Here is a 26,431-nt window from a genome sequence, read left to right as displayed (position 1 = left end):
GTGTTTCGCGGGAAGTAATTACGGCACACTGATGTTGTGAAAAACGTGGGCGAGGATCAGACGAGCACCGGAGGCGCAGCTACGCGCTCCTTCGGCGCGCCGTCCGGCCGCACCGAGCGCGACACCCGCGCCCGGGTCGCCCGCCTGATCCTGGAACACGGCCCGGTCACCGCGTCCACGCTCGGCGAGCGCGTCGGCCTCACGCCGGCGGCCGTCCGCCGGCACCTGGACGCGCTGCTGGCCGAGGGCATGATCGAGGTCCGCAAGGCGCGGGTCCCGCAGTCCCGGCGCGGCCGGGGCCGGCCCGCCAAGTGGTTCGCCATCACCGACGCCGGGCGCAGCGCCTTCGTGCACGCCTACGACGACCTGGCGACCAGCGCCCTGCGGTTCCTCGCCGAGACGGCCGGCGACCGCGCGGTCGCCGAGTTCGCCCGGCGGCAGATCGCCGACCTGGAGCGGCGGTACCGGCCCGTCGTGCAGGACGCGCCGCCCCACCAGCGGGTCCGCACGCTCGCCGAGGCCCTGTCGGGCGACGGCTACGCGGCGGCCGCCGCCAAGGCGCCGCAGCCGGGCGGCGGCGAGCAGCTCTGCCAGCACCACTGCCCGGTCGCGCACGTCGCCGCGGAGTTCCCGCAGCTGTGCGAGGCCGAGACCGAGGCGTTCAGCCGGCTGCTCGGCACTCCGGTGCAGCGGCTCGCGACGATCGCGCACGGCGACGGCATCTGCACCACCCACGTCAGCTCGCGCTCGCTGTGCGGGCCGGGCGAGACCGGCGACGGCGGCGCACGCGCCGCGCACGCCGCCCCCGGCGGGGGCGAGGCGGACGCGGGGGCGTCCGCCGCAAAGCATCTGACCAGTGACGAGGAGTCCGGAGGGACCTCCCTATGACTACGGCTGCCCACCCGGAGCTCGAAGGGCTCGACAAGTACAAGTTCGGCTGGGCCGACTCGGACGAGGCCGGCGCCTCGGCGCGCCGCGGCCTGAACGAGGACGTCGTCCGCGACATCTCGGCCAAGAAGAACGAGCCCGACTGGATGCTCGACCTGCGCCTCAAGGGGCTGCGGCTGTTCAGCAAGAAGCCGATGCCCACCTGGGGCTCCGACCTGTCGGACATCGACTTCGAGAACATCAAGTACTTCGTGCGCTCCACCGAGGCGCAGGCCGCCTCCTGGGAGGAGCTCCCGGAGGACATCAAGAACACCTACGACAAGCTCGGCATCCCCGAGGCCGAGAAGCAGCGCCTCGTCGCCGGTGTCGCCGCCCAGTACGAGTCGGAGGTCGTCTACCACAAGATCCGTGAGGACCTTGAGGAGAAGGGCGTCATCTTCGTCGACACCGACACCGGCCTGCGCGAGCACCCGGAGATCTTCCAGGAGTACTTCGGCTCGGTGATCCCGGTCGGCGACAACAAGTTCGCCGCGCTCAACACCGCCGTGTGGTCGGGCGGCTCGTTCATCTACGTCCCGCCGGGCGTGCACGTGGAGATCCCGCTCCAGGCCTACTTCCGGATCAACACCGAGAACATGGGCCAGTTCGAGCGGACGCTGATCATCGCCGACGAGGGCTCCTACGTCCACTACGTCGAGGGCTGCACCGCGCCGATCTACAAGTCCGACTCGCTGCACTCCGCCGTGGTGGAGATCGTCGTGAAGAAGGACGCCCGCGTCCGGTACACGACGATCCAGAACTGGTCCAACAACGTCTACAACCTGGTGACCAAGCGCGCCGTCGCCTACGAGGGCGCCACCATGGAGTGGGTCGACGGCAACATCGGCTCCAAGGTCACCATGAAGTACCCGGCGGTGTACCTGCTCGGCGAGCACGCCAAGGGCGAGACCCTGTCGATCGCGTTCGCGGGCGCGGACCAGCACCAGGACGCCGGCGCGAAGATGGTGCACGCGGCGCCGAACACCTCCAGCAGCATCATCTCCAAGTCGGTGGCGCGCGGCGGGGGCCGCACGTCCTACCGCGGGCTGGTGCAGATCCAGGAGGGCGCCGAGCACAGCAAGTCCACGGTCAAGTGCGACGCGCTGCTCGTCGACCAGATCAGCCGGTCCGACACCTACCCCTACGTCGACGTCCGCGAGGACGACGTGGAGATGGGCCACGAGGCGACCGTCTCCAAGGTGTCGGAGCAGCAGCTGTTCTACCTGATGAGCCGCGGCCTCACCGAGGACGAGGCGATGGCGATGATCGTGCGCGGCTTCGTCGAGCCGATCGCGCGCGAGCTGCCCATGGAGTACGCCCTCGAGCTGAACCGGCTCATCGAGCTGCAGATGGAAGGAGCCGTCGGCTGATGGGGCTGGAGCAGAAGCCTCTCTCGACGCTGCACGAGAAGGCGTCCTACGAGGTCGCCGACTTCGAGGTGCCCACGGGCCGCGAGGAGGAGTGGCGGTTCACCCCGCTGCGCCGCCTGCGCGGCCTGCACAACGGCACCGCCGAGGACGGCGGCAAGGTCCTGGTGGAGGTCGAGGCGGCGCCCGAGGTGACCGTCGAGACCGTCGGACGCGACGACGATCGCCTCGGCAGGGCCTATGTCCCCGCCGACCGCGTCAGCGCCCAGGCGTGGAGCTCCTTCGCCCAGGCCACGGTCGTGACCGTCCCGAAGGAGACCGCCGCCTCAGCGCCGACCGTGCTGCGGCTGCGCGGCGAGGACGCCTCGGCCGCCGCCTACGGGCACACCACGGTCGTCCTCGAGCCGTTCGCCGAGGCCACCGTCGTGCTGACGCACCGGGGCTCGGCGACCTACGCCGACAACGTCGAGTTCGTCGTCGGCGACGGCGCCCGGCTGTCGGTGATCAGCCTGCAGGACTGGGCGGACGACGGCGTCCACGTCTCCCACCAGCACGCCAGGCTCGGCCGCGACGCCCGGTTCGTCTCGCACAACGTCTCGCTCGGCGGCGACGTCGTGCGGATCTCCCCGTCGGTCGCCTACGAGGGGCCCGGCGGCGACGCCGAGCTGTACGGGGTGTACTTCGTCGACGGCGGCCAGCACCTGGAGCACCGCCTCCTCGTCGACCACGCCGTCCCGCACTGCCGCAGCCGCGTCGACTACCGCGGCGCCCTGCAGGACCAGGACGCGCACGCCGTCTGGATCGGCGACGTGATCATCCGCGCCGAGGCCGAGGGCACCGACACCTACGAGCTGAACCGCAACCTCGTGCTCACCGACGGCACGCGGGTCGACTCCGTGCCGAACCTGGAGATCCTCACCGGCGAGGTCGCCGGCGCGGGGCACGCCTCGGCGTCCGGGCGGCTGGACGACGAGCACCTGTTCTACCTCCAGGCGCGCGGCATCACCTTCGACGAGGCGCGGCGCATGGTGGTCCGGGGCTTCCTCGGCCAGCTCGTCGAGCGCATCGAGGTCGCCGAGGTGCGCGAGAAGGTGCGCGAGGCGATCGAGGCCGAGCTCGACCAGGGAGCGGCGAAGTGACCTACGTGAAGGTGTGCGCGCTGGACGAGGTCCCCGCCGACGGGGCGCTCGGCGCCGAGGTCGACGGCGAGCCCGTCGTCATCGCGCGCAGCGGCGACGACGTGTTCGCGCTGAACGACATCTGCTCGCACGCCGAGGTCTCGCTCTCCGAGGGCGAGGTCTACAACGGCACCATCGAGTGCTGGCTGCACGGGTCCTGCTTCGACCTGCGCAGCGGCAAGCCCACCAACCCGCCGGCCACGCAGCCGGTCGCCACCTACAAGGTCAAGGTCGAGGACGGCGACGTCTACGTCTCGCTCGCCGGCGACGACTGACCGCACGACGAAGGACTGTACGCACTATGGCCACCCTTGAGATCCGCGACCTCCACGTCTCCGTCGGCGACGGCTCCGACGGCGCGAAGGAGATCCTGCGCGGGGTCGACCTGACCGTGAAGGCCGGCGAGACCCACGCGATCATGGGGCCGAACGGCTCCGGCAAGTCCACCCTCGCCTACGCGGTCGCGGGCCACCCGAAGTACGAGGTGACCTCGGGCTCCGTCACGCTGGACGGCGAGGACGTCCTGGCCATGTCGGTCGACGAGCGCGCCCGCGCCGGGCTCTTCCTGGCGATGCAGTACCCGGTCGAGGTGCCCGGCGTCTCAGTCTCCAACTTCCTGCGCTCGGCCGTCACCGCCGTGCGCGGCGAGGCCCCGAAGCTGCGCGAGTTCTCCAAGGAGATGAAGGCGGCGATGGACGCCCTGTCCATCGACCCGGCGTTCGCGCAGCGCAGCCTGAACGAGGGCTTCTCCGGCGGTGAGAAGAAGCGGCACGAGATCCTGCAGCTGGAGATGCTGAAGCCGAAGGTCGCCGTCCTGGACGAGACCGACTCCGGCCTCGACGTCGACGCGCTCAAGGTCGTCTCCGAGGGCGTCAACCGGTTCGCTTCCGGCGACACCGGCGTCCTGCTCATCACCCACTACACGCGCATCCTGCGGTACGTGAAGCCCGACTTCGTGCACGTGTTCGCCGGCGGCCGCGTCGTGGCCGAGGGCGGCCCCGAGCTGGCCGACGAGCTGGAGAACGAGGGGTACGAGAAGTACGTGAAGGCGGGCGCGTCTCTATGAGCGAAGCGAACCGGGGGGCGTGGGGGGGCGCCCCCCCACCGGGGCAGCGCGCCAGTGGAACCGGGAGCCTTCTGCCCGAGGAGCTGAAGAAGGACTTCCCGCTGCTGGGGCGCACGGTCCGCGGCGGGCGGCCGCTCGTGTACCTCGACTCGGGGGCGACGTCGCAGAAGCCCGTCCGGGTGCTGGACGCGGAACGGGAGTTCTACGAGCGGCACAACGCGGCGCCGCACCGCGGGGCGCACCTGCTCGCCGAGGAGGCGACGGAGGCCTACGAGAGCGCCCGCGCGTCCATCGCCCGGTTCGTCGGCGCGACGCCCGCCGAGATCGTGTTCACCAAGAACGCCACCGAGGGCATCAACCTGGTCGCCTACGCGATGAGCAACGCGGCCACCGCCGGCCCCGAGGCCGAGCGGTTCGCCGTGGGCCCCGGCGACGAGGTCGTGGTGTCGGAGATGGAGCACCACGCCAACCTCGTCCCGTGGCAGCAGCTGTGCCGGCGGACGGGCGCCACCCTGCGCTGGTTCGGCATCACCGACGAGGGCCGCCTCGACCTGGACGACCTGGACGGCATCGTCAACGAGCGCACGAAGATCGTCGCGCTGACGCACCAGTCGAACGTGCTCGGCACCGTCCCGCCGATCGAGCGGATCGTGGCGCGCGCCCACGCGGTCGGCGCGCTCGTCCTGCTGGACGCCGCGCAGTCGGTGCCGCACCAGCCCGTGGACGTGGCCCGGCTCGGCGCCGACTTCCTGGTGTTCTCCGGCCACAAGATGCTCGGCCCGACCGGCATCGGCGTGCTGTGGGGCCGCGGCGAGCTGCTGGAGGCCATGCCGCCGTTCATCACCGGCGGCTCCATGATCGAGGTCGTCCACATGGAGGAGTCCACGTTCATGCCGCCGCCGCAGCGGTTCGAGGCGGGCGTCCCGATGACCGCCCAGGCCGTCGGGCTCGGCGTGGCGTGCGACTACCTCGCCGAGATCGGCATGGACCGCGTGCACGCCCACGAGGAGGCCCTGGTCGGCTACTCGCTGGAGCGGCTCGGCGAGATCCCCGGCGTCCGCGTCATCGGCCCCGGCACCACCGAGGCCCGCGGCGGCGCCGTGTCGTTCACCGTCGACGGCATCCACCCGCACGACGTCGGCCAGGTCCTGGACGACCAGGGCGTCGAGGTGCGCGTCGGCCACCACTGCGCGTGGCCGATCTGCCGCCGCTTCGGCATCCCGGCGACCACCCGCGCGACGTTCTACCTCTACAACACCCTCGCCGACGTGGACGCGCTCGCCGACGGGGTACGGCACGCTCAGAAGTTCTTCGGCACCGCCTGAGGAACACGCTGAGTGGTGCCCGGGTTGTAGCGAGAAAGGCTTGGAAGGGACGCCATGCAGTTGGAGGCGATGTACCAGGAGGTCATCCTGGACCACTACCGCAATCCCCTGCACAAGGGGCTGCGGGAGCCGTTCGAGGGGGAGGCGCACCATGTCAACCCCACGTGCGGCGACGAGGTGACGCTCCGCGTCCACCTGGAGGGCGAGGGCCAGGACGCCACGGTCGCCGACGTGTCGTACGACGCCATGGGCTGCTCGATCAGCCAGGCGAGCGCGTCGGTGATGTCCGACCTGCTGATCGGCAAGTCCGTGAAGGAGGGGATGGCCGTCGGCGAGGAGTTCCTGGCGCTGATGCAGTCCCGCGGCCAGGACGTCGCGCCGGACGAGGACGTCCTGGAGGACGCCGTCGCCTTCGCCGGGGTCTCGAAGTACCCCGCCCGGATCAAATGCGCCCTGCTCGCCTGGATGGCGTGGAAGGACGCGACCGCCCGCGCACTCGGAGAGGCACCATGACCGACACGCCCGCGACCGACACGCCCGCCGCCGAGGCCACCGACGCCGAGGTCCCCGCGGCTCCCGCCTCCGAGCAGGAGGAGGAGATCCTGGAGGCCCTCAAGGACGTCGTCGACCCCGAGCTCGGTATCAACGTCGTCGACCTCGGCCTGGTGTACGGCGTCGACCTGTCCGACGAGGTCGCCACCCTGGACATGACGCTGACCAGCGCCGCCTGCCCGCTCACCGACGTGATCGAGGACCAGGCGCACAGCGCGCTGGAGGGCCTCGTCAAGGACGTCAAGATCAACTGGGTCTGGCTTCCGCCGTGGGGCCCCGACAAGATCACCGACGAGGGCCGCGACCAGCTCCGCGCCCTCGGGTTCAACGTCTGACGGCTCCGCGGAGCCGGTCCGCCGGGCCGACCGGGCACCGGTCGACGTGAACGATGAGGCCGCGCCCCGTCCGGGGCGCGGCCTCACGCGTCCCCGGGCCCGGCGACCCGCCTGAGCATCTCGACCGCCTGGGCGTGGTCGCCGGTGCGCCTGGCCTTGCCGAGCCGCTGCCGCATCGTGACGGTCTCGCGCAGCCGCCCGGACCGGCCGAGAAGGAGGACGGCGGTCGCCAGGGTCTCGTCCAGCTCGCGGCGGTACCGCCAGGGGAGCCGCCGCGCGAGAGGCAGCAGATGCTCCGCGTACTCGGCGGTGCAGCGGAGCGCCTCCTCGTCCGCGCCGCCGTCCAGATGGGGGGGGCGAGGCGCATGCGCAGGGCCATGGTGAACTCTTCCCCGAACGCGCCGGGTTGCGTCGCGGCGATCGACCGGTACAGCTCCACCCCCTCATCGAGGGCTCTCGCGGCGTCCGCGTGGCGGTCCTTTCCCGCAGCCGCGCACCGAGCTTGCACAGGGAGGCCGCGAGGTCGCGCCGGACCGCGCCCGGGTTGCCGAGCGCGGCCGATCGGAACAGCTCCACGCCCTCCTGGAGGTCCCGCAGGGCCTCGCTGTGCCGCCGGAGCGCGGCCAGGGCGTCGGACCGGGTGCACAGCGCCCCGGCCAGGTCGGCGCGGAACGCGACCGGGTTGGTCTCGGCGAGCTCCCGGCGGACGCGGACGGCGTCGTCGCCTGCCTTCAGCGCCTCCTCCGCCTTCCCCGTCTGCTCCAGCAGGGCGCTGAGGTTGGTGAGCGCGATGCCGAGGTCGGCCAGATGGGCGGCGCGGTCGACGGTGGTGAGGCGCCGGTACAGCTCGACCGCCTCGCCCGTGGCCGCGAGGGCGTCCTCGGGGTCCCCGAGCGCGGCGAGGCGGTTCCCCAGGTTGTCGAGCGCCCCGGCCAGCTTCGCGAGGTAGCGGGGCGGAGCGGTCTCGGCGAGTCGCCGCCGGATCCGCACCGACTCCCAGGAGGCCTCCAAGGCGCGGTCCCGGTGCCCCAGTTCGGCGAGGCGGTTGCCCAGGTTGTTGAGCGAGGAGGCGAGGTTCTCCAGCCTCGCGGCCGAACCGCTCTCGGCGAGGCGCCGGTCGAGCTCCACTCCTTCCTCGGTGACCTCCAGCGCCTCCTGGCGCATGCCAAGGCGCGCCTGGCAGATGCCGAGGTTGACCAGAGCGCCGGAGAGGTCGGACAGGTATTCGCCCGGACGCTGTTCCGCCAGCCGCCGGTAGGCGCCGACCGCCTCCCGCGCGGACTCCATGGCCTCCCCGTAGAGCCCGGCCTTGATCAGCCGGCCGGTGAGCTTGGTGTGGGTGAGGGCGCGGTCCTCGAGCACGCCGTCTCCTTCCCGCGGCGCCCGGCCGAGCCGCTGCTCAGCTCAGCGGCGGGTGATGGCGGCGACGCCGGGGTCCAGGTCGACGTCTCGCCGCTCCGGCAGCAGGGCCTCCACCGCGTCCAGCAGCGCGGGATCGAGGTCCGGCAGCTCGGCCAGGGCGGTGAGCGCGGCGCCGCCGGCCTGGACCGCCAGTTCGGGCCGCGCACTGAGCAGGGGGTAGAGCCGCCCGTCCCTGACGTGCGGCCAGCGCCGCGCGGTCTCGACGAGCACGGTCATGGCGGAGCGGGTCCACGCCTTCCCGCCCGCCCCGAGCAGGCGTTCGGCCGCGTCGGCGGCCCAGGGGTCGCTCGGGTACGGGTGGCCGTGGCCCGGGGTCGTCAGCGCGACGAAGTCCTCGCCGAGCCGGTCCGGGTACAGCGGCCGCAGGACGCCGGCGGACCCGGGCGGCGGCGGGTAGCAGACGGCGTGGTCCTTGATGATCTGACCGGGGTGCAGAACGGACTCCACCTCGGCCAGGACCAGCGCCTCGACCGCCTCCGCACGCGGAAGGCCGCCGGTCAGGGTGGCCGTGTAGACGGCCTGGCCCATCACGTCCGCGCCCGTGCTCAGCAGGCCGCGGTGGAGCTCCTCCCAATGGACGCGCTCGCGCGACAGGAGGAACATCGAGACCTCCACGGGCAACCGCGGCGCCCGGGCGCCCTCCTCATGGGCGAGCACCGCGGCGAGGGCGGCCATGTGCACCGCGAGCACCTGCGCGTAGCCGTCGTCCGCCATGACCGCCTCGGGGGCCGGGACGAGGCGCGCCCCGGGCACGTCCAGCAGCGCCGCGTACCGGTCGCGCGCCTCCTCGAACAGCCTGCCGCGGCCGTGCGCGCCCGCTTCGAGGGCGTCCAGGGCGCTCGCCCCGGCTTCCAGCCCGAGATCGGCGTCCAGCCTGTGCGCGAGGGTCTGCCACCAGGTGCCGGCCGGGCGCGCCAGCAGCAGCACCCGCACCTTGGGCCCTTCCGCGCCGCGCAGGTCGGAGAGCATCCTGAGCAGGTCGGCGACGTCCCAGCGTTCGGCGTAGTCGGCGACGACCAGGAGCCCCCGTGCGGCGCGCAGGTCGCCCGGCGCGAACTCCGGCGGCGCGGCCGGATCGTGGCGGTGCAGCGCGGTGAGGACCGTCCAGCCGTCGGCGCTCCAGAGCCGCGCCGCCTGGGCGGCCAGGCGGGACTTGCCCTGCCCTCCCGGCCCGTGCACGAGCCGCACGGACAGTGCCGCCCGCCCGTCGCGCCACTCGCGCAGGCCCGCCAGTTCGGCCTCGCGCCCGGTGAACGGCACGGCCTCGCTCGACACGCGGAGCAGCCGGCTCGGCTGGGCCCTGGCCTCGGCCGCCGAGGGCGGGGAACCCCGCGGCCGCCACCCCCTGAGGCGGTACGGGTCCTCGGCCTCGTACACGACCATGTCGCGGCCCGCCTGGAAGACCCGGCCGAACGGCCCCGCCGAGGCGCGCTGGGTCGGCATGCCGTCCCGGTCCCTTCCACTCGATCAACGCCATGGGACACCGCCGCGCGGCGGCGGGCAAGCGGGACCGCCGACCTGGCCGCGGTCGGCCGCCGCGGGCGGGCCGCTTCTGCGGTGGCAACTGTGAGAGATGCGTTCCCCGAGAGCGATCCGGCGCCGGTCGCCCCGCCGGGCCGCGTCGTTCGGCGGCGAGGCGGCGGCCTACGCGAAGGAGCGTCCCGACCATCCGGACGCGGCCGTGCGGTGGGCACTGGAGCCGGTCGCCGGGCGCGGGCGGCTCCGGGTCCTGGATCTCGGCGCCGGGATCACTCCTGCCGCGCGTGCTCCGCGGGGTCGCGGGTAGCGTCCCCGGGCGGCCTGGGCGGCCAGACGGTGGTGGTGATCGGCCACAGCGACCAGACCGCCAGGACGAATCCGAGGCGTCCCAGCCAGGCGTCGAGGGCCCGCGTGCGGTCCGCGTCGCCGACCAGCGCGATCATCGCCAGGAGCAGGCCGCACGCGATGGCCGTGGCGAGGGCCGCCTTGCCGAACTCGCGCCACTCGTGGCGCGCGCGGGCCGCCCCGTACCTGGGGCTGCGCGTGGGCGGCGGGCCGCCCGCGAAGCGGTGGGCGAAGCGCTCGTCCGCCCAGCGCACCATGCTGTGGCCGAACGCGACCGAGTAGCCGAGGTAGGCGGCCGCCAGCCCGTGGCCGGTGCCGGCGCTCGCGCCGCCGCGCAGGTCGACGACCGTCGCCGCCAGCAGGACCAGGTCGAGCAGCGGGACGCACAGCAGGAGCGCCGCGCCGGTGCGGCGCAGGCGCAGCGCGTAGCGGGCGAGGAGGCCGGCGGCGAGGACGACCCAGAAGCCGATCTCGCATGCGGCGATGACCGCCAGGAGCACGTGGAATCCCTTCTCGACGCGGGTTTCCATCGTCTGCTCCGGACGGCCGCCGATCGTCGTCTGCGGTGAGGTTTCGGGGGTCGTCCGAAGGATGTACGGGCGCTCCTCACCCGGGCGGAAGTGGAGACCCCGGCCGGGATGCTGAGATGGACGCGTGCACAGCCTCCGACGTCTCACCACCCCCCAGGACGCGCTGATCGCCGCGGCCGCGTTCGCGGGAGGGCTCGTGGTGCTCGCGGCGCACGGCCACACGGTCTGGTCCGAGAGCTGGAACCCGCCGTTCGCGGTGCGGCTCGTCCCGCTGGCCGGGCTGTGCGCGGCGATGCCGCTGAGGCGGACGGCGCCGCTCACCTGGCTGCTGCTGGGGACCCCGTTCAACTTCGTCGACGTCGCGTTCGGGCCGAGCCTCGCCACCGCGATGATCTACGGGGACGCGCTGTACGCGGCGAGCCTGTACGGGCGGCGCCGGACGGCCGAGTGGCTGCTCGGGACGACGCTCGCGGCGAGCCTGGCGGTGGCGGCCGCCGTCGCGTTCGCGCTGCGCGGCGTCGCGGTCGGCGTGCTCGCGGCGTCGCTCACCGGGGTGGTGTGGGTGACCCCCGTGCTGACCGCGATGGCGGTCCGGGAGCACCGCTCCCGGGCCGAGGCCGAGCGCCAGCGCGCCGAGCAGGTCGCGCGGCTGGCCGAGATGGACCGGCGGGCCGCGGTGACCGCCGAGCGCGCCCGGATGGCCCGTGAGCTGCACGACGTGATCGCCAACCATCTGAGCGCGGTCGCGCTGCACTCCTCGGCCGTCCTGAAGGTGCAGGGCCTCGACCGGGAGGAGGTGAACCGGGCCATGGAGGTGATCCGGGAGAACAGCGTGCGGGGGCTGGCGGAGATGCGGCGGATGATCGGGCTGCTGCGCGAGGGCGGCGCCGAGGACCCGGCGGCCCGGCCGCGGCTGGCGGAGCTGGACCGGCTCGTCCGGCACACCGCGCGGCCCGACCTGTCGGCGCGGCTGGAGGTCGCCGGCGAGCAGCCGGACCTGCCGGCGGCGGTCGAGCTGGCCGCCTACCGGATCGTCCAGGAGGCGCTGACGAACGCGCTGAAGCACGCCGGGTCCGGGTACGCCGACGTGCGGGTGGAGTACGCGGGCGGGCACGTGGTGATCGACGTGCTGAGCCCGCTCGGCCCGGACGGCTCCCGGCTGCCGGGCACCGGCAGCGGCCTGGTGGGGATGCGCGAGCGCGCCGTGATGCTCGCCGGCAGGTTCGACGCCGGGCCGGACGGCGGCCGGTGGCGGGTGCACGCCGAGCTGCCCGTCGACTCGCTGAGCGGGGCGGCATGAGCGGCGAGCCGAGCGGGACGAGCGCTGCGCAGGGCCGCGTGGGCGGCGGGCCGGGCCGCCCGATCGAGGTGCTGGTGGCCGATGACCAGGCCGCCGTCCGGGCGGGGCTGGTGCTGATCCTCGGCGCCGCGCCGGACGTCCGGGTGGTCGGCGAGGCCGCCGACGGGGCGCGGGCGGTGGAGCTGGCCCGCGAGCTGCGCCCCGACGTCGTGCTCATGGACGTCCGTATGCCCGTCCTGGACGGCATCGCCGCCACCCGGCGGATCGCCGGGTTCACCGACGTCCTGGTGCTGACGACGTTCGACATGGACGAGTACGTGTTCGGCGCGCTGCGGGCGGGCGCGGCCGGGTTCCTGCTCAAGGACGTCGACGCCGACAAGCTGGTGGAGGCGGTGCGGACGGTCGCGGCGGGCGAGGGCATCATCGCCCCCAAGGTCACCCGGCGGCTGATCGGGGCCTTCGCCGCCCGGCCCGCGGCGCCCGCCGAGGTGCCGGGGCTGGCCGAGCTGACGCCGCGCGAGCGCGAGGTGTTCGCCTGCCTCGGGGAGGGCCTGTCGAACGGGCAGATCGCCGCCCGGCTCGCCATGGCCGAGACGACCACCAAGACGCACGTGAGCCGCATCCTCGGCAAGCTCGGGCTCGCCAGCCGCGTCCAGGCGGCCATCCTCGCCCAGGAGACGGCCGTCACCGGGCTTTCCGGCCTTGATCCACATAGGGGATCAACCGGGGCGGACTAGGCCCGCAGCGGCGATCTCAGCGCGACATGGCGCGGATCAGGTCGGCCACCCGGACGATGCCGAGGCAGCGGCCGACCTCGTCGACCACGACCAGGTCGTCGTAGACGCGCTCGTCCGCGGTTCCGGCGGCCCGCAGCGCGGCGATCGCCGGCACGGTGCGCGGGACCGGGCGCGGCGGGTCGGCGAGCCGCGCGGCGGGCCGGCGCGCGTGCAGGGCGTGGCCGTAGGCGCCCGACAGCTGGAGCAGGAAGCGCGTCCGGTCCACGGTGAAGCTCGGCCGCTGCCGCTCGTCCACCAGGACGACGCTGGTGGCGCCGGTCTCGGCGGTGAGCGCGTTGAGCACCTCGCCGGCGGTCGCCGTCCGCGGCAGCGTCACGGCGGGGAGGGTGAACTCCGACACGCGCGGTCCCAGCCCGGCGCCGGGCCGGACGGGCGCCGCGGCCTCCCCGGTGACCGGGATGGTGACCGGCATCCCCGGGCGCCACTCCGGCGGGGCGAGGGCCGGCCCCTGGACGAGCCGGACGCCGGTCTCGCGCATGTGCAGCACCTGGTCGCGGGCGGCCATGCCGGGCGCCAGGACGTGCGTCTCCAGCCGGTGGGCAAGCTCGACGAGGCTCGCCACGAGCGCCGCGCGGCGCGGATCGGCGGCCGCCGTCCGGGCCAGCCCGGGATCGAGCTTGAGCAGGTAGGAGGCGCCTTCCACGAGCAGGTCGAGCGGCGTGTGCGCCGAGCCGAGGCCGGAGAGCCCGACGAGGTAGCCGGCGCGGCGCAGCGCGGACAGCGCGGCGGCGAGGGCCGGGCGGCGCGCGGGCGGGAAGCCCCCGCCGACGCACAGGATGATCTCCTGCGGGCGCCGTCCGGTGTCGCCGAGGCCGCGGTGCAGCTCGGCCAGCAGGTCCTCGCCGCTCGCGAGGGTCTCGGCGCGCAGGCCGATCTGGATCGGCAGCGGCGTGCCGAGCCCGGCGGCCGCGCGGGCCGCCTCGACCGCGCGCCGCACGTCCCCGGACGCCGGGTCGGGCCGCACCGGTCCGCCGGACGGGGCGGACGGGGCGGACGGTGCGGAGTGCGCCTCCACGGCGACGACGGCGCCCGTGCCGAGGTCGACCACGGGATGGAACACAGCCCGGGCCGGGACGAGCGCATCGAGGGTGTCGGTGGCGGACACAGGCGCATCATGCCGCCCGCGGCCCGGCCAAACCAGACTTGTCGGGAGAAGTTAACCCACAGTTCCCGAGGTCACGCGGCCGCCCGGCGTCCGGTCACAGCCCGCGGCCGGCCACGGCCGACAGCAGGTACGTCACGCCGGCGACGGCCGCCAGCCACACGTAGGCGGTGATGTCGGCGCCGCGCAGCGCCTGCACCACGAGGCCGCCGACGACCGCGACGGTCAGCACGTCGCCGGTCATCGCGGCGGCCCGCAGGTGCGCACGGGCCCGGGTGCCCGACCCGAACCCCTCGCTGAGCGGCAGCGCCGGCTCGTTGCGCCGGTAGGCGAGATACGCCGCGTACCCGGCCAGTGCGGCCAGTGCGATGAGGGCCGTGCCCGACCGCCCGTCGGCGGCCAGCACGGCCCCGACCACCACACCGGCGCCCAGGACGAGCCCTGGGACGGCCCACCGGCTGAGACTGCGGCGTTCGGGAGCGATCCACATGTGCTCATCCTTGCGGATCGGCGCACGCGGGGGACCGGCAACGCGCCGGGCTGTATCTTTCCGCTTCGTGGCGCAATTTCGAATGAACGGCTCGAAGATGCTCGCCGTCGACCTCGGCGGCGAGACGATCCGGGCGCTGAACGGCTCGATGGTGGCCTACGAGGGCCAGATGTCGTTCAAGCGGCAGGGCATGACGGGCGGCGAGGGGCTGCGGGGCGCCCTCAAGCGCAGGATCGCCGGCGAGGGCATGACCCTCATGGAGATCACCGGGCAGGGGACGGTCTACCTGGCGAGCGAGGCGACGGAGGTGACCCTCGTCCAGCTCACCGGCGACACCCTGTTCGTGGAGTCGGAGAGCCTGCTGGCGCTCGACGGGAGCCTCCAGACGGGCGTCCAGTTCGTGGGGCTGCGGGGGATGGGCACGGGCCAGGGCCTCGCCACCACCAAGGTCGACGGGCACGGGACGGTCGCGATCCTCTCGCAGGGCCCGGCCATCGCGCTGGAGGTGACGCCGCAGACGCCGCTGTGCGTCGACCCGCACGCCTACGTCTGCCATCACGGGCAGCTGCAGCAGGACGTGGTCACCGACGTCAACTGGCGGACGGTGATCGGCCAGGGATCGGGGGAGAGCGTGCAGTTCCGGTACCAGGGGCACGGGCTGGTCTACGTCCAGCCGGCCGAACGCGGCGGGATTCTGGAGATCTGATGCCCGGCTACCAGTCGATCAACTCCAAGATGCTCCAGGTCCAGATCGGGCCCGGGCAGGAGGTCTACAGCAAGCGCGGGGCCATGCTGGCCTACACCGGCCCGGTGTCGTTCGCCCCGTCCACCACGGCGGGGCAGGGCATCGGCGGCGCGCTCGGGCGCGCCGTCGCCGGCGAGCACAGCGCGATGATGCACGTGACCGGCCAGGGCAGCGTCATGTTCGGCCACGGCGGGCTGCACGTGTCCGTCGTCGAGCTGAACGGCGCCGACACCCTGTACGCCGAGGCCGACCGGCTGCTGGTGCACGACGCGACCCTGCAGGTCGGGACCATGTTCATGGGCGAGCAGGGCGGAGTGCGCGGCATCGTGCGCGGCGCGGTCACCGGGCAGGGCCTGTTCACCACGACGCTCACCGGGCACGGCGCGTGCGCCCTGCTGTCGCACGGCGGCGTGATGGAGCTGCCGATCACCCCGCAGCGCCCCGTCCACGTCGACCCCCAGGCGTACGTGGCCCACCGCGGCCAGGTGCAGAACAAGCTCACCACGGCGGTGGGGCTGCGCGACCTGATCGGGCGCGGCTCCGGCGAGGGCTTCCAGCTGGAGCTGAGCGGCTCCGGCGTCGTCTACGTCCAGGCCAGCGAGAGGAAGATCTGACCGTGAGCACGTTCGGCACGCAGACCTGGAACCCCACGACCCTGCCGTCCAACGACAACGTCAACCCCTACGCCTTCAGCGTCGACCTCAACGGCCAGTGGTTCGCGCAGAAGGGCAAGATGATCGCCTACTACGGGCAGATCAGGTTCGAGGCGCTGTCGGCCGGCCCGCTGGACTCCCTCGTCGCGCACACGTTCAACTCCCCGCTGTACGCGCAGGACTGGATCGTCGCGCAGGGGCAGGGCAAGCTCGTCCTCGCCGACCGCGGGTTCGACGTCAACTCCTTCGACCTGGAGGAGGGCAACCTCACCGTCCGGGCCGGGAACCTGCTCGCCTTCGAGCCGGGGCTGGAGCTCAAGCAGTCGATCATCCCGGGGTTCCTGACCCTGATCGGCACGGGCCGGTTCGTCGCCGCGTCCAACGGGCCCGTGCACTTCGTCGAACCGCCGATCCGCGTCGACCCGCAGGCGCTGCTCGGCTGGGCCGACTGCCCCTCGCCCTGCCACCACTACGACCACTCCTACATGCGCGGCGCGTTCGGCGCCGCCCGGATGATCTTCGGGATCGGCGGCTCGTCCGGCGAGGAGCACCAGTTCGACTTCACCGGCCAGGGCACCGTGATGATGCAGTCGTCGGAGGTCGTGATGAACGAGGACGTCCTGCTGCGCGACCTCGAAGGCCAGATCGGGCTGGTCGGCACGTCCGGCCTCCAGCGGCTCCAGCACACGATCACGCAGCGGCTCGCCGCCGAGCGCCAGGGCTGACCCCCCCGGGGGCCGGACGGGCGAGTCCGGCCCCCGCGCGGGGCCGCCGGGTCAGGACTGCTCGGGCGCCGGCTTCATCACGTGGAACGGGACCCCGAAGGGGTCGCGGACGGCGGCCGACCGCCCGTACGGGCTGTCCTGCGGCTCGGAGTCGACGGTCCCGCCGCCCGCGCGGACCCTGCGGACCGCCTCGTCGGCGTCGTCGACCGCGAAGTACGTCGTCCAGGACGAGGCCGGGCGGTCGTCGCCGCCGAGCGCGATGCCGGAGCCGCCGAGGATGCCGCCGACGTAGCGGCCGTCGCCCGCCCGCCGCAGGACGGTGTAGTCCATGTCGCCCGGCATCGGTTCGAGCTCGTAGCCGAACACCGCCCGGTAGAACTCCCCGGCCGCGGCCGAGTCGCGCGTGACCAGCTCGTTCCACACGAACGACCCCGGGACGTTGACGATCCGCGAGCCCGGGTGGGCGCGGCCCTGCCACAGGCCGAACTGCGCGCCCTGCGGGTCGCGGACGATCGCCATGCGCCCGCGGTCCATCACGTCCATGGCAGGGACGACCACCTCGCCGCCCGCGTCGGTGACCCGCTTGACGAGCCCGTCGCAGTCGTCGGCGGCGAAGTAGACCTCCCACCAGTACACCTCCGGCTCGCCCTCGGGGTGACGCATCATCCCGGCGACGGGCTCGCCGCGCAGGTTGCACAGGTGGTAATGCTCCGCCTCCGCCCCCGTGTCCTCGAACTGCCAGCCCATGAGGGTCCCGTAGAACGTCTTGGCGCGGTCGAGGTCGGGGATGCCGATGTCCAGCCAGGTGGGCGTCCCGTCAGGCGCGTTGCTCGTGACCTGGGTCATCTGCCTCACACTCCTTCGTGCCGGGGACCACGGCCCCGATGCCGTCCCGTCGCACGCGCCGCCACTTCCATCCTGGCCCCGCCCTCCGCGTCTACACATCGGCTCCCGGCGGGCTCCGGGATGGCCGGGACCGGCCCGGCTTCACGTACACTGGGCGGATGGTTCCGCTCCCGAACTGACAGGCCGCCCAGCGCGCCCCGGTCACAGGACCGCGCGGCGCGCTTCTTCGTGCCTGTCCACCGAGCCGTCCGTCAGGGGAGCCCTGTCACTGTGATCATTGCGAAAGACATCGAGCTGCGCGCCGGGTCCCGGCTGCTGATCGAGGCCGCCACCTTCCGGGTCAACCCCGGCGACCGGGTCGGCTTCGTCGGCCGCAACGGCGCCGGCAAGACCACGCTCACCAAGGTCCTGGCGGGCGAGGCGCAGCCCGCGCAGGGCGCCGTGACGTCCTCCGGGACGATCGGCTACCTCCCGCAGGACCCCCGCGGCGTCGACCTGGACGAGCTGGCCCGCGACCGGATCCTCTCGGCCCGGGGGCTGGACGAGGTGATCCGCGACCTGCGCGCCGCCGAGGAGGCGATGGCGACCGCCACGGACGCCGGCCGCGACAAGGCCGTCCGCCGGTACGGGCGGCTGGAGGAGCGGCTGCACGTCCTCGGCGGCTACAGCGCCGAGGCCGAGGCCGCCTCGATCGCCTCCAGCCTCGGCCTGCCCGACCGGGTGATGAGCCAGCCGCTCGGCACGCTGTCGGGCGGCCAGCGGCGGCGCGTCGAGCTGGCCCGCATCCTGTTCTCCGGCGCCGACACCCTGCTGCTGGACGAGCCCACCAACCACCTGGACGCCGACTCGATCGTCTGGCTGCGCGACTTCCTGAAGGGCCACCAGGGCGGCCTCGTCGTCATCAGCCACGACGTGGAGCTGCTGGACGCGGTGGTCAACCGGGTGTTCCACCTGGACGCCAACCGCTGCGTGATCGACATCTACAACGTCGGCTGGAAGAAGTACCTCGACCAGCGCGAGACCGACGAGCGGCGGCGCAAGCGCGAGACGGCGAACGCCCAGCGGCAGGCGTCCGCGCTGCTGTCGCAGGCCGACAAGATGCGCGCCAAGGCCACCAAGGCCAAGGCCGCCCAGCAGATGGACCGGCGGGCCCGGCAGCTGCTGGCGGGCGTCGAGGGCGAGCGGCAGGCCGACAAGGTGGCCAAAATTCGCTTCCCGGACCCGGCACCCTGTGGCAAAACCCCCCTCACCGCGGAGGGTTTGTCGAAATCGTACGGATCTTTGGAGATATTCACCGACGTGGACCTGGCCATCGACCGCGGCAGCCGCGTGGTCGTGCTCGGCCTGAACGGCGCGGGCAAGACGACCCTGCTGCGGATGCTGGCGGGGGTCGACAAGCCCGACACCGGGACGGTCGTGGCCGGGCACGGGCTGCGGATCGGCTACTACGCCCAGGAGCACGAGACCCTGGAGGTCGAGCGGTCCGTCCTGGAGAACATGCAGTCGGCCGCCCCCGGGCTGGCACCGGTCGAGGTCCGCAAGATCCTGGGCTCGTTCCTGTTCTCCGGCGACGACGTCGACAAGCCCGCAGGGGTGCTGTCCGGCGGGGAGAAGACCCGGCTGGCGCTGGCGATGCTCGTGGTGTCCAGCGCGAACGTGCTGCTGCTGGACGAGCCCACCAACAACCTCGACCCGGCGAGCCGGGAGGAGATCCTCGCGGCGCTGCGGACGTTCGCCGGGGCGATCGTCCTGGTGACCCACGACGAGGGCGCGGTCGAGGCGCTGGCACCGGAAAGAGTGATTTTGCTCCCAGATGGTGTGGAAGACATCTGGAGTGACGAGTTTGCCGATCTGGTGGCGCTCGCGTGACCTGCGGGATGACTTCCGCAGATCTTTTCTGGCCGAGTGGGTAGCCGAACCGGCGGGAATGACTGATCATGGCGGGGGATAACGCAGCGGTCACCACATCACTACGGGAGGTACTCGTGGCCGAGACCCTGAAGAAGGGCACCCGCGTGACCGGTGCCGAGCGCGACAAGCTGGCGGCGGACCTGAAGAAGAGGTACGACTCCGGCGAGAGCATCCGCGCCCTGGCAGCCGCCACCGGCCGCTCGTACGGTTTCATCCACCGGATTCTGACCGAGTCCGGCGTCAACCTGCGCGGTCGCGGTGGCGCGACCCGGGGCAAGAAGTCCTGACCGGACACCGGCCCCCGGATGAGCGCACCGCCTGACCCGGCGCCGCGACCGACCGAGTAAGGTTCGGTCGCGGCGGCGGACAGGATCTCGGGTCCCGCCCCGTGGACGGCGGGACGGGACCCGAAACGCTCATCGGAAGGAAGACCCATGGGGGACGCGACCACGGCCGGCAGGCCGGAAACGGCCACGGCGGCGGAGGCGGCTCGGCACGTCCCGCCCGGCCTCGACGAGGCGGGCCTCCGGCTCGACGTGGACGGCGCGGTCGCGACCGTCACCCTGAACCGGCCCGAGCGGCGCAACGCCATGACGTTCGCGACCTGGCGCGGCCTCGCCGCGATCGGGCGCTCCCTGCCCTCGGACGTGCGCGTCGTCGTCCTGAAGGGCGCGGGCCCCTCGTTCTCGGCCGGCATCGACCTCGGCATGTTCTCCGGCGGCGGAGGCGGCGAGGGGTTCACCGACGGCTCCGACGCCGAGGGCACCGACCGCTTCATCGCCGAGCTCCAGGAGGGCTACACCTGGCTGCGGCGCCCCGACATCGTCTCCGTCGCGGCGGTGCACGGCCACGCCATCGGCGCCGGCTTCCAGCTCGCGCTGGCCTGCGACATCCGCGTGGTCGCCGACGACGCCAAGTTCTGCATGAAGGAGCCCGCGCTCGGGCTCGTCCCCGACCTGACCGGCACCAAGCCGCTGGTCGAGATCGTGGGGATCGGGCGCGCCCTGGAGCTGTGCCTCACCGCCCGGACGGTCCTCGCCGACGAGGCGGCCCGGATCGGGCTGGCCGAGACCGTGGTCCCGCGCGACGGCCTGGACGGCGCCGTCCGCGACCTCGCCGGCGCCCTGCTCGCGGTGAACCCGGGTGCGGCCGTCGCGACCAAGCGGTTGCTGTGGCAGGCCGCCGAGAACACCCTGGACGAGCAGTGCGCCGCCGAGCGCCGCGAGCAGATCGGCCGCCTCCGCGAGGTCTTCGGAAAGTGACGGCCGGCGGGCCGGGGGAGGCCCCCGGCCCGCCGCGCCGCTCTAGCGGAGCGACTCGCGGCCGCCCCGCGCCAGCGGGAGCAGCACCTTGCTGACGCCCGGCCGCACGGCGACCTCGGTCCCCGCCGGGTAGCGGAGCGTGTAGTCGTAGTCGGTCGACAGCAGCACCACGCCGAGCCGGTGGCCGGCCTTCACCGTGTAGTCGGTCGGTTCGAGGTCCCACGTGAAGGCGTAGGTCCTGCCCGCCTCGATCGGTTCGGTCCTGGCGAAGTCGTGCCGGTTCCGCGCGTCCAGCCACCCCCGCGTGATGATCTTGTAGGGGGCGGTCTCGGTCTGCAGCACCTGCCGGGTCGTGCAGCCGGGATCGCCCGGCACGCTCTCGCCGTAGCAGACCTGCTCGCCCGTGGTGACCCGCGCGCCCGTGGGACGGGTGTCGGTGCCGTAGTCGACCAGCAGCGCCGTCAGGTACGGCGACCGGCCGTCCAGCGAGGCCCGCAGCGACACCGACGGGATGCCGTCCACCCGGACGGGCGCCGCCAGCGGGCCGGTCAGGTAGGCGAGCCGGTTCGGGTCGGCGCGGTCCTCGTTCACGAGGAGCTGCTCGGCGGTGCGGGTCCTGCCCGCGTCCGCGAACGACTGCGCCGCGCCGGGGCGGGGCGCGAGGCCGAGGGCGCCCGGCTGCCCGGAGGGGCCGGCGTTGAGGCTGAGCGGCACGGTGCGGGTGCCGGGGACGGGCCAGTCCTTCGCCGTCTCCCACGTCCCGTCCGCGTGCTGGACGTCGACCCGCGGCTCGCGCTCGATGCCGTTGCGGACGCCGTACAGGTAGCGGTCGAACCAGTGCAGCGTCTGGCGCAGCCACTCCTCGACCCGCCAGCGGAACGGCGTGGAGTGGTTGCCCTGGTGCAGCCAGAGCTTGCGCGGCACGCCCGCCTCCTTCAGGGCGTTCCACCACTGCACGGAGTTCTTGGTCTTGACGTTCCAGTCGTTGAGCCCGTGCACGACCATGACGGCGGCGCGCACCCTGCGCGCCTGCCCGACGTAGTCGCGCTCCGCCCACACCTTGGAGTAGTCGCCGGTCTCGCGGTCCTGGGTCGCCTCGATGTCGTCGATGACCTTCGCGCAGACCTCGGGGTCCTTGCGGGTCAGCACCGCCTTGGCCAGGACGTCCAGGTCCTCGCCCTGGTAGCCGCCGGGTGCGACCACGCCGCCGCCCGCGCGGTAGTAGTCGTACCAGCTGGAGATGCCCGCGATCGGCACGATGGCCTTCAGGCCCTCGACCCCGGTGGCGGCGGCCATGTTCGGCAGCGTCCCGTTGTAGGACTGGCCGATCATGCCGACGTTCCCGGTGGACCAGGTCGCCGCCACCGGCGTGCCGTCCGGCGCCCAGCCCCGGGCCCGCCCGTTCAGCCAGTCGACGGCGGCCTTGGCGCCCGCCTGCTCGCTGCGGTCCCCGGAGGTCGGGCAGCCGGTCGAGCCGCCCGTCCCGATGCTGTCGAGGTCGGCCACGGCGTAGCCGCGCGGCAGGAAGTAGTTGTCGTAGTAGCCGGGGAAGATCTCGGCGAGGTTGCGCTGCGTCGTGGTCAGCGCGCGGGCCCCGGCGTCGCCGATGTCGACCGGGTGGTTCGGGACGTCGTTGATCCCGGCCCAGTACGGGCTCGGCTCCAGGATCGTCGGGACCCTGAGGCCGGCCGTGTCGGTCTCCCTGGGGCGCATGATCCGCAACTGCACGCGGTCCCGCACGCCGTCGCGGTCGCTGTCGGCCGTTGTCTCGATGTTCACGGTCTGGGTGACGGCGTCGGCCCGGGAGAAGACCGGCTGCGTCTCCCCGTTCCGCACCGTGACCTGGTGGGTTCCCGCGTCGGCGTGGGAAGGCCGGGGCGCGGACCTCGTGGGCCCGGCCGCCGCCGCGGGCAGCGCGGTGGTGGCGGCGAGCGCGGCGGTGAGGGTGATCACGCCGGCGCCGCCGGTGAGGCGTCGTCTCATAGGGGCTCCTGGGGGATGTGAGCCTGGAACGGAGATCACGCTTACACCCCGGGAGCGGCTTGTCCAGAGCCGCGTTACGCCGTGAGCGGAGCCGGGAAGAGCGGTGCGCGCGTCCGCGTTGTGTCCGGCGGATACTGAGATGCTTACTTGATTACGTACTTGGTCACGTCGAGGCTCTCCGGGAGGCGCTCGTGGGAATGCCGGGAATGCCGGGCAACGGCTGGCAGGTGATGGCCTCGTTCCGCAAGGACAGCTCCGTCACCCACCAGAAGCTGGCGCCCGGCACCGTGGGGCGGATCGCGGGCTACGCCCGCCCCTATGTCCGCGAGCTGTCGCTGTTCCTGGGGCTGAACGCGCTGGCCGCGCTGATCGTCGTCGCCAACCCCCTGCTGCTCAAATCGATCATCGACCGCGGCATCGTGCCGGGCCGGTCGGGCGTCGTCCTCTGGCTCGCCGCCGCCGTCGCCGGGCTCGCCCTGGTGGAGGCCGTGCTCGGCCTCGCGCAGCGCTGGTACTCGGCGCGCATCGGCGAGGGGCTGATCTACGACCTGCGCAGCCAGGTGTTCGCGCACGTCCAGCGGCAGCCCGTCGCGTTCTTCATGCGGGCGCAGACGGGCTCGCTCGTCAGCCGCCTCAACAACGACGTCATCGGCGCGCAGCGGGCCCTCACCACCACCCTGTCGTCGGTGGTGTCCAACGTGATCAGCCTGATCCTGGTGCTGGTGACGATGCTCGTGCTGTCCTGGCAGGTCACGGTGATCGCGCTGCTGCTGCTCCCGATCTTCATTTTGCCGGCCAAGTGGGTCGGCAAGCGGCTGAGCCGGATCAGCCGCGAGCAGATGGTGCTGGACGCCGAGATGGGCTCCCTGATGACCGAGCGGTTCAACGTCGCCGGCGCCATGCTCGCCAAGCTCTACGGGCGACCCGACGAGGAGGAGGAGAACTTCTCCGGCCGCGCCGCCCGCGTCCGCGACATCGGGGTCGTCGCCGCCATGTACGGGCGGGTCTTCTTCACCGCGCTGACGCTGGTCGCCGCGCTCGCCACCGCCATGGTCTACGGCGTCGGCGGCTACCTGGTGGTGGACGGCGCCTTCCAGCTCGGCACGCTCGTCGCGCTCGCCACCCTGCTGACGCGGATGTACGGCCCGCTGACCGCGCTGTCCAACGTCCACGTGGACGTGATGACCGCGCTCGTCAGCTTCGACCGGGTGTTCGAGGTGCTCGACCTGAAGCCGCTGGTCCGCGACCGCGAGGACGCCCGGGAGCTGGCCGAGGCCCGCGCGCCGTCCGGCAACGGCTCGGGCCCGGCGCTCTCGAAGGCCCCGTCGATCGAGTTCGACCACGTCCGGTTCGCCTACCCGTCGGCGGAGGAGGTGTCGCTCGCCTCGCTGGAGTCGATCGCGCGCACCGACACCGCGCCCGGCCGGGAGGTGCTGCACGACGTCGACTTCACCGCCGCGCCGGGGCGGCTCGTCGCGCTCGTCGGGCCGTCCGGCGCGGGCAAGTCGACGATCACGCACCTGGTGTCGCGGCTGTACGACGTGTCGGACGGCGCGGTCCGGATCGGCGGCGTCGACGTCCGCGACGTCACGCTGGAGTCGCTGCGCGCCGAGATCGGCGTCGTCAGCCAGGACGCGCACCTGTTCCACGACACGATCCGCGAGAACATGCGCTACGCCCGCCCCGACGCCTCCGACGAGGAGATCCTCGCCGCGCTGGAGGCGGCGCACATCGGCGAACTCGTCGCCGCGATGCCCGAGGGGCTGGACACCGTCGTCGGCGACCGCGGCTACCGGCTGTCGGGCGGGGAGAAGCAGCGGCTGGCCATCGCCCGGCTGCTGCTCAAGGCGCCGTCGGTGGTCGTGCTGGACGAGGCGACCGCGCACCTGGACTCCGAGTCCGAGGCGGCCGTCCAGCGGGCCCTGCGCACCGCCCTGGCCGGCCGGACGTCCCTGGTGATCGCGCACCGGCTGTCCACGATCCGGGAGGCCGACCAGATCCTGGTGATCGACGGCGGCCGGGTCGCCGAGCGGGGCCGGCACGAGGAGCTGCTGCTGGAGGGCGGCCTGTACGCCGAGCTCTACCGCACGCAGTTCTCGCACCAGCGCGATTCCGGTCCCGGGGAGGAGCTGCGGGCCGAGCCGCTGGGGGCCGAGTAGCCGAGGGCCGGGCGGCGGCCGCTCAGGCGTCCGGGCCGACCGGGTAGCCGAGCCGCCGCAGCTCGGTGCCCGCGACCTTCTCGACCTGGGCGGCCTGCCGCGGGGTGAGGCGCTCGCGCCACACCCCGACGCCCGGCTCCGCGGCGTCCTGCGCGCCGGCCCGCACCAGCCCCGACAGCGCCGACTTCGACAGCGGCGCGTCGAGGTACTCCGCCAGCTCGGCCCCGACCCGGCGCGGCCGGGCGACGAGCTCCTCGAACCGGACCGTGACCAGCTGCTCCTCCGGCACCTGGAGGCGGAGCCTGGCGCTGAGCCGCACCGAGCCCCGCCACCGCAGGGCGCACTTCACGGCGGTCGCCGCGCGCGGCCACCGGCTGCGGTCCGTGTGGTCCTCCACGCCGAAGAACGGGTTGGGGAACACCGTGTCGAGGTTGGCCAGCCCCGGCTTGAACCAGGCCAGGCAGCGCTCGTCGGCCAGCATGTCGGCGACCACGTCCCGGCCGTCCCGGATCACCTGGACGAGCTGGGCGTCGGGGAAGGCGTCCAGCAGCACGTCGGCGCTGTAGATCAGGTCGGGGGAGGCGTCGGCGAACCGGGCGAGCCCCTGCGCCCGCACGCACGGGCCGGGCAGCTCGGTGCCGGGCGCGGGCCCCTCCGGGCGGCCGGGCGGGCGCGGCGGCAGCCCGCCCATCTCCCGGCACTCGTCCGGGCACTCCGCGCAGGCCCGCGCCGACACCTGCCACGCCTGCGCGAAGGCGTCGCGCAGCACGCGGGCGGCGCCCTCCCCGCGCTCGGCGATCGAGGGCTGCCGGGCGAAGGCGTAGGTGACGCGCAGGACACCCGGCCGGCCGGTGGTCAGGTGGAAGCCGGGGGAGCGCTTGACCGCGCGCGCCAGCAGCTCCGCACCCGAGTGCGGAGCGCCCAGGATGAACACCGGGCGGCGGACCTTGGTGCCGTTGATCACCAGGATGTGCGGCGTCGACCTCATACCGGGCCAAGTTTGTCACCTTTTGAGGGCGGGGCGGCCCGTGACCCTCCGTGAGGCCCGCCCGATACCCATCCGTTAACCGCCGCGGACCGCACCGTCACCGGGACGCGCGGGTCCGACCCGGACCTACGATGGTGAGGTGGACGCTCCCCTGACGCTCGCCCGGCTTCTGCCGGAGGCCGAGGCGATCACGGTGCTCACCGGCGCCGGCATCTCCACCGACAGCGGGATCCCCGACTTCCGCGGCCCGAAGGGCGTCTGGACGCGCGACCCCTCGGCGGAGGCGATGTCCACGATCGGCTCCTACCTCGCCGACCCCGAGGTCCGGCGCCGCGCCTGGCGGGCCCGGTGCGACGCCCCCTTCTGGGAGGCCGAGCCGAACGCCGCGCACGCCGCGCTGGTCGAGCTGGAGCGGGCCGGACGGCTCCGCGCCCTGATCACCCAGAACATCGACGGCCTGCACCAGCGCGCCGGATCCTCCGAGCGCGCCGTCATCGAGATCCACGGCACCGCGCGCGAGGCCGTGTGCCTGTCCTGCGGGCTGCGCACCCCGATGCCGGAGATCATCGCGCGCGTCGAGGCCGGGGAGGCCGACCCGCTCTGCGCCGAGTGCGGCGGCATCCAGAAGTCCGCGACGATCTCCTTCGGCCAGGCGCTGGACCAGGACGTCCTGGACGCGGCGATCTCCGCCGCGCGGTCCTGCGACCTGTTCCTGGCCGTCGGCACCTCGCTCACCGTGCAGCCCGCCGCCGGGCTGTGCCTGGAGGCCGTCGACCACGGCGCCCGCCTGGTGATCATCAACGCGGAGGAGACACCGTACGATGGGCTGGCCGACGCGGTGCTGCGCCGGCCGATCGGCGAGACGCTGCCGCGTCTCGCCGGCCTCGCGCTCGGCACGGGGCGATGATCTGTTGGCGGGTCGTGACCGGTCGCCCCTTCCACTG

General features: G+C 73.4%; 25 protein-coding genes and 1 pseudogene. 18 read left to right on the top strand and 8 right to left on the bottom strand.

The window, feature by feature from the left end:
• The first annotated feature begins 45 nt into the window (after positions 1-45).
• From AB0C21_RS19325 to AB0C21_RS19290, 8 genes are read left to right on the top strand one after another with little or no spacing between them, the layout of a single operon-like run.
• Positions 46-888: a helix-turn-helix transcriptional regulator gene (locus AB0C21_RS19325; RefSeq protein ID WP_268843218.1), complete on the top strand. Its 843-nt coding sequence runs from the start codon at positions 46-48 to the stop codon at positions 886-888.
• Positions 885-2,297: a Fe-S cluster assembly protein SufB gene (sufB, locus tag AB0C21_RS19320; protein WP_149258177.1), complete on the top strand. Its 1,413-nt coding sequence runs from the start codon at positions 885-887 to the stop codon at positions 2,295-2,297. Before AB0C21_RS19325 ends, sufB begins: the two co-directional genes overlap by 4 nt.
• Positions 2,297-3,433: a Fe-S cluster assembly protein SufD gene (gene sufD / locus AB0C21_RS19315; protein ID WP_500205700.1), complete on the top strand. Its 1,137-nt coding sequence runs from the start codon at positions 2,297-2,299 to the stop codon at positions 3,431-3,433. Before sufB ends, sufD begins: the two co-directional genes overlap by 1 nt.
• Positions 3,430-3,747 carry a non-heme iron oxygenase ferredoxin subunit gene (locus AB0C21_RS19310; RefSeq protein WP_149258179.1) on the top strand — a complete coding sequence of 106 codons (318 nt, stop codon included), beginning with the start codon at positions 3,430-3,432 and terminating at the stop codon, positions 3,745-3,747. Before sufD ends, AB0C21_RS19310 begins: the two co-directional genes overlap by 4 nt.
• Before the next feature lie 26 nt (positions 3,748-3,773).
• On the top strand, positions 3,774-4,538 hold the full coding sequence (gene sufC, locus AB0C21_RS19305; RefSeq protein ID WP_149258180.1) for a Fe-S cluster assembly ATPase SufC: 765 nt from the start codon (positions 3,774-3,776) through the stop codon (positions 4,536-4,538).
• Positions 4,535-5,863, top strand: a complete 1,329-nt coding sequence (locus AB0C21_RS19300) for a cysteine desulfurase (RefSeq protein ID WP_500205698.1) — start codon at positions 4,535-4,537, stop codon at positions 5,861-5,863. The genes sufC and AB0C21_RS19300 overlap by 4 nt, the downstream gene beginning before the upstream one ends.
• Before the next feature lie 54 nt (positions 5,864-5,917).
• Positions 5,918-6,376, top strand: coding sequence for a Fe-S cluster assembly sulfur transfer protein SufU (gene sufU / locus AB0C21_RS19295; protein ID WP_149258182.1), 459 nt, complete (start codon positions 5,918-5,920; stop codon positions 6,374-6,376).
• Positions 6,373-6,750, top strand: coding sequence for a metal-sulfur cluster assembly factor (locus tag AB0C21_RS19290; RefSeq protein WP_149258183.1), 378 nt, complete (start codon positions 6,373-6,375; stop codon positions 6,748-6,750). The genes sufU and AB0C21_RS19290 overlap by 4 nt, the downstream gene beginning before the upstream one ends.
• Positions 6,751-7,452: 702 nt before the next feature.
• Here AB0C21_RS19290 and AB0C21_RS19285 read toward each other — a convergent pair.
• From AB0C21_RS19285 to AB0C21_RS19275, 3 genes and pseudogenes are all read right to left on the bottom strand, one after another.
• Positions 7,453-7,914 (bottom strand): annotated as a pseudogene (locus AB0C21_RS19285) (tetratricopeptide repeat protein); the annotation flags it as partial.
• 240 nt (positions 7,915-8,154) lie between these two features.
• A complete protein-coding gene (locus AB0C21_RS19280) occupies positions 8,155-9,615 on the bottom strand; it encodes a hypothetical protein (RefSeq protein WP_500205696.1) in 1,461 nt (486 codons plus the stop codon).
• A 305-nt stretch (positions 9,616-9,920) separates the two neighbouring features.
• The gene (locus AB0C21_RS19275) at positions 9,921-10,526 is read right to left on the bottom strand and encodes a hypothetical protein (protein ID WP_500205694.1); all 606 of its coding nucleotides are present in this window, start codon (positions 10,524-10,526) and stop codon (positions 9,921-9,923) included.
• 124 nt (positions 10,527-10,650) lie between these two features.
• On the opposite strand from AB0C21_RS19275, the gene AB0C21_RS19270 reads away from it, so the two are divergent.
• Positions 10,651-11,826 (top strand): sensor histidine kinase, encoded by a 1,176-nt coding sequence (locus AB0C21_RS19270; RefSeq protein WP_500205692.1) that lies wholly within the window; start codon positions 10,651-10,653, stop codon positions 11,824-11,826.
• On the top strand, positions 11,823-12,563 hold the full coding sequence (locus tag AB0C21_RS19265; RefSeq protein ID WP_500205691.1) for a response regulator: 741 nt from the start codon (positions 11,823-11,825) through the stop codon (positions 12,561-12,563). The genes AB0C21_RS19270 and AB0C21_RS19265 overlap by 4 nt, the downstream gene beginning before the upstream one ends.
• Positions 12,564-12,579: 16 nt before the next feature.
• Here the strand turns inward: AB0C21_RS19265 and AB0C21_RS19260 are convergent, their stop codons facing one another.
• Positions 12,580-13,728 carry an EAL domain-containing protein gene (locus AB0C21_RS19260; protein WP_500205689.1) on the bottom strand — a complete coding sequence of 383 codons (1,149 nt, stop codon included), beginning with the start codon at positions 13,726-13,728 and terminating at the stop codon, positions 12,580-12,582.
• Between the two features lie 94 nt (positions 13,729-13,822).
• Positions 13,823-14,215 (bottom strand): ABC transporter permease, encoded by a 393-nt coding sequence (locus AB0C21_RS19255; RefSeq protein WP_149258189.1) that lies wholly within the window; start codon positions 14,213-14,215, stop codon positions 13,823-13,825.
• A gap of 67 nt (positions 14,216-14,282) precedes the next feature.
• Here AB0C21_RS19255 and AB0C21_RS19250 point away from each other — a divergent pair, with 67 nt between their 5' ends.
• From AB0C21_RS19250 to AB0C21_RS19240, 3 genes are read left to right on the top strand one after another with little or no spacing between them, the layout of a single operon-like run.
• Positions 14,283-14,921 carry an AIM24 family protein gene (locus AB0C21_RS19250; protein WP_235036646.1) on the top strand — a complete coding sequence of 213 codons (639 nt, stop codon included), beginning with the start codon at positions 14,283-14,285 and terminating at the stop codon, positions 14,919-14,921.
• Complete coding sequence (locus AB0C21_RS19245; protein WP_500205687.1) at positions 14,921-15,574, top strand: AIM24 family protein; 654 nt, start codon at positions 14,921-14,923, stop codon at positions 15,572-15,574. Before AB0C21_RS19250 ends, AB0C21_RS19245 begins: the two co-directional genes overlap by 1 nt.
• Before the next feature lie 2 nt (positions 15,575-15,576).
• On the top strand, positions 15,577-16,338 hold the full coding sequence (locus AB0C21_RS19240) for an AIM24 family protein (RefSeq protein WP_149258191.1): 762 nt from the start codon (positions 15,577-15,579) through the stop codon (positions 16,336-16,338).
• Between the two features lie 51 nt (positions 16,339-16,389).
• Here the strand turns inward: AB0C21_RS19240 and AB0C21_RS19235 are convergent, their stop codons facing one another.
• Positions 16,390-17,184 carry a VOC family protein gene (locus AB0C21_RS19235; protein WP_500205685.1) on the bottom strand — a complete coding sequence of 265 codons (795 nt, stop codon included), beginning with the start codon at positions 17,182-17,184 and terminating at the stop codon, positions 16,390-16,392.
• A gap of 270 nt (positions 17,185-17,454) precedes the next feature.
• On the opposite strand from AB0C21_RS19235, the gene AB0C21_RS19230 reads away from it, so the two are divergent.
• The 3 genes from AB0C21_RS19230 to AB0C21_RS19220 all read left to right on the top strand — a co-directional run bounded on the left by AB0C21_RS19230 (position 17,455) and on the right by AB0C21_RS19220 (position 20,357).
• Positions 17,455-19,053, top strand: coding sequence for an ABC-F family ATP-binding cassette domain-containing protein (locus AB0C21_RS19230; RefSeq protein ID WP_149258193.1), 1,599 nt, complete (start codon positions 17,455-17,457; stop codon positions 19,051-19,053).
• Positions 19,054-19,169: 116 nt separating this feature from the next.
• Positions 19,170-19,382 carry a helix-turn-helix domain-containing protein gene (locus AB0C21_RS19225; RefSeq protein ID WP_021596738.1) on the top strand — a complete coding sequence of 71 codons (213 nt, stop codon included), beginning with the start codon at positions 19,170-19,172 and terminating at the stop codon, positions 19,380-19,382.
• Positions 19,383-19,529: 147 nt separating this feature from the next.
• Positions 19,530-20,357 carry an enoyl-CoA hydratase/isomerase family protein gene (locus AB0C21_RS19220; protein WP_149258194.1) on the top strand — a complete coding sequence of 276 codons (828 nt, stop codon included), beginning with the start codon at positions 19,530-19,532 and terminating at the stop codon, positions 20,355-20,357.
• A gap of 42 nt (positions 20,358-20,399) precedes the next feature.
• Here AB0C21_RS19220 and AB0C21_RS19215 read toward each other — a convergent pair whose 3' ends face one another.
• A complete protein-coding gene (locus tag AB0C21_RS19215) occupies positions 20,400-22,340 on the bottom strand; it encodes a Xaa-Pro dipeptidyl-peptidase (protein ID WP_500205684.1) in 1,941 nt (646 codons plus the stop codon).
• 197 nt (positions 22,341-22,537) lie between these two features.
• Here AB0C21_RS19215 and AB0C21_RS19210 point away from each other — a divergent pair, with 197 nt between their 5' ends.
• Complete coding sequence (locus tag AB0C21_RS19210) at positions 22,538-24,499, top strand: ABC transporter ATP-binding protein (protein WP_500205780.1); 1,962 nt, start codon at positions 22,538-22,540, stop codon at positions 24,497-24,499.
• A gap of 22 nt (positions 24,500-24,521) precedes the next feature.
• On the opposite strand, the gene AB0C21_RS19205 is transcribed toward AB0C21_RS19210, so the two are convergent.
• Positions 24,522-25,487, bottom strand: coding sequence for a sulfotransferase family protein (locus AB0C21_RS19205; protein ID WP_500205682.1), 966 nt, complete (start codon positions 25,485-25,487; stop codon positions 24,522-24,524).
• Between the two features lie 139 nt (positions 25,488-25,626).
• On the opposite strand from AB0C21_RS19205, the gene AB0C21_RS19200 reads away from it, so the two are divergent.
• A complete protein-coding gene (locus tag AB0C21_RS19200) occupies positions 25,627-26,394 on the top strand; it encodes an SIR2 family NAD-dependent protein deacylase (RefSeq protein WP_500205680.1) in 768 nt (255 codons plus the stop codon).
• The last annotated feature ends 37 nt before the right edge of the window (positions 26,395-26,431 follow it).

Source organism: Spirillospora sp. NPDC049024 (assembly GCF_040649235.1).
GTDB lineage: Bacteria > Actinomycetota > Actinomycetes > Streptosporangiales > Streptosporangiaceae > Spirillospora.
This window is presented reverse-complemented; position numbering and strand designations above follow the sequence as displayed.

Bases quoted from the DNA above. Each gene is read 5' to 3' on its own strand.
- sufB (WP_149258177.1), top strand. From the start codon at position 885: ATGACTACGGCTGCCCACCCGGAGCTCGAAGGGCTCGACAAGTACAAG.
- sufD (WP_500205700.1), top strand. From the start codon at position 2,297: ATGGGGCTGGAGCAGAAGCCTCTCTCGACGCTGCACGAGAAGGCGTCC.
- sufC (WP_149258180.1), top strand. From the start codon at position 3,774: ATGGCCACCCTTGAGATCCGCGACCTCCACGTCTCCGTCGGCGACGGC.
- AB0C21_RS19300 (WP_500205698.1), top strand. From the start codon at position 4,535: ATGAGCGAAGCGAACCGGGGGGCGTGGGGGGGCGCCCCCCCACCGGGG.
- sufU (WP_149258182.1), top strand. From the start codon at position 5,918: ATGCAGTTGGAGGCGATGTACCAGGAGGTCATCCTGGACCACTACCGC.
- AB0C21_RS19290 (WP_149258183.1), top strand. From the start codon at position 6,373: ATGACCGACACGCCCGCGACCGACACGCCCGCCGCCGAGGCCACCGAC.
- AB0C21_RS19280 (WP_500205696.1), bottom strand. From the start codon at position 9,615: ATGCCGACCCAGCGCGCCTCGGCGGGGCCGTTCGGCCGGGTCTTCCAG.
- AB0C21_RS19275 (WP_500205694.1), bottom strand. From the start codon at position 10,526: ATGGAAACCCGCGTCGAGAAGGGATTCCACGTGCTCCTGGCGGTCATC.
- AB0C21_RS19265 (WP_500205691.1), top strand. From the start codon at position 11,823: ATGAGCGGCGAGCCGAGCGGGACGAGCGCTGCGCAGGGCCGCGTGGGC.
- AB0C21_RS19255 (WP_149258189.1), bottom strand. From the start codon at position 14,215: ATGTGGATCGCTCCCGAACGCCGCAGTCTCAGCCGGTGGGCCGTCCCA.
- AB0C21_RS19245 (WP_500205687.1), top strand. From the start codon at position 14,921: ATGCCCGGCTACCAGTCGATCAACTCCAAGATGCTCCAGGTCCAGATC.
- AB0C21_RS19235 (WP_500205685.1), bottom strand. From the start codon at position 17,184: ATGACCCAGGTCACGAGCAACGCGCCTGACGGGACGCCCACCTGGCTG.
- AB0C21_RS19220 (WP_149258194.1), top strand. From the start codon at position 19,530: ATGGGGGACGCGACCACGGCCGGCAGGCCGGAAACGGCCACGGCGGCG.
- AB0C21_RS19215 (WP_500205684.1), bottom strand. From the start codon at position 22,340: ATGAGACGACGCCTCACCGGCGGCGCCGGCGTGATCACCCTCACCGCC.
- AB0C21_RS19210 (WP_500205780.1), top strand. From the start codon at position 22,538: ATGCCGGGAATGCCGGGCAACGGCTGGCAGGTGATGGCCTCGTTCCGC.
- AB0C21_RS19205 (WP_500205682.1), bottom strand. From the start codon at position 25,487: ATGAGGTCGACGCCGCACATCCTGGTGATCAACGGCACCAAGGTCCGC.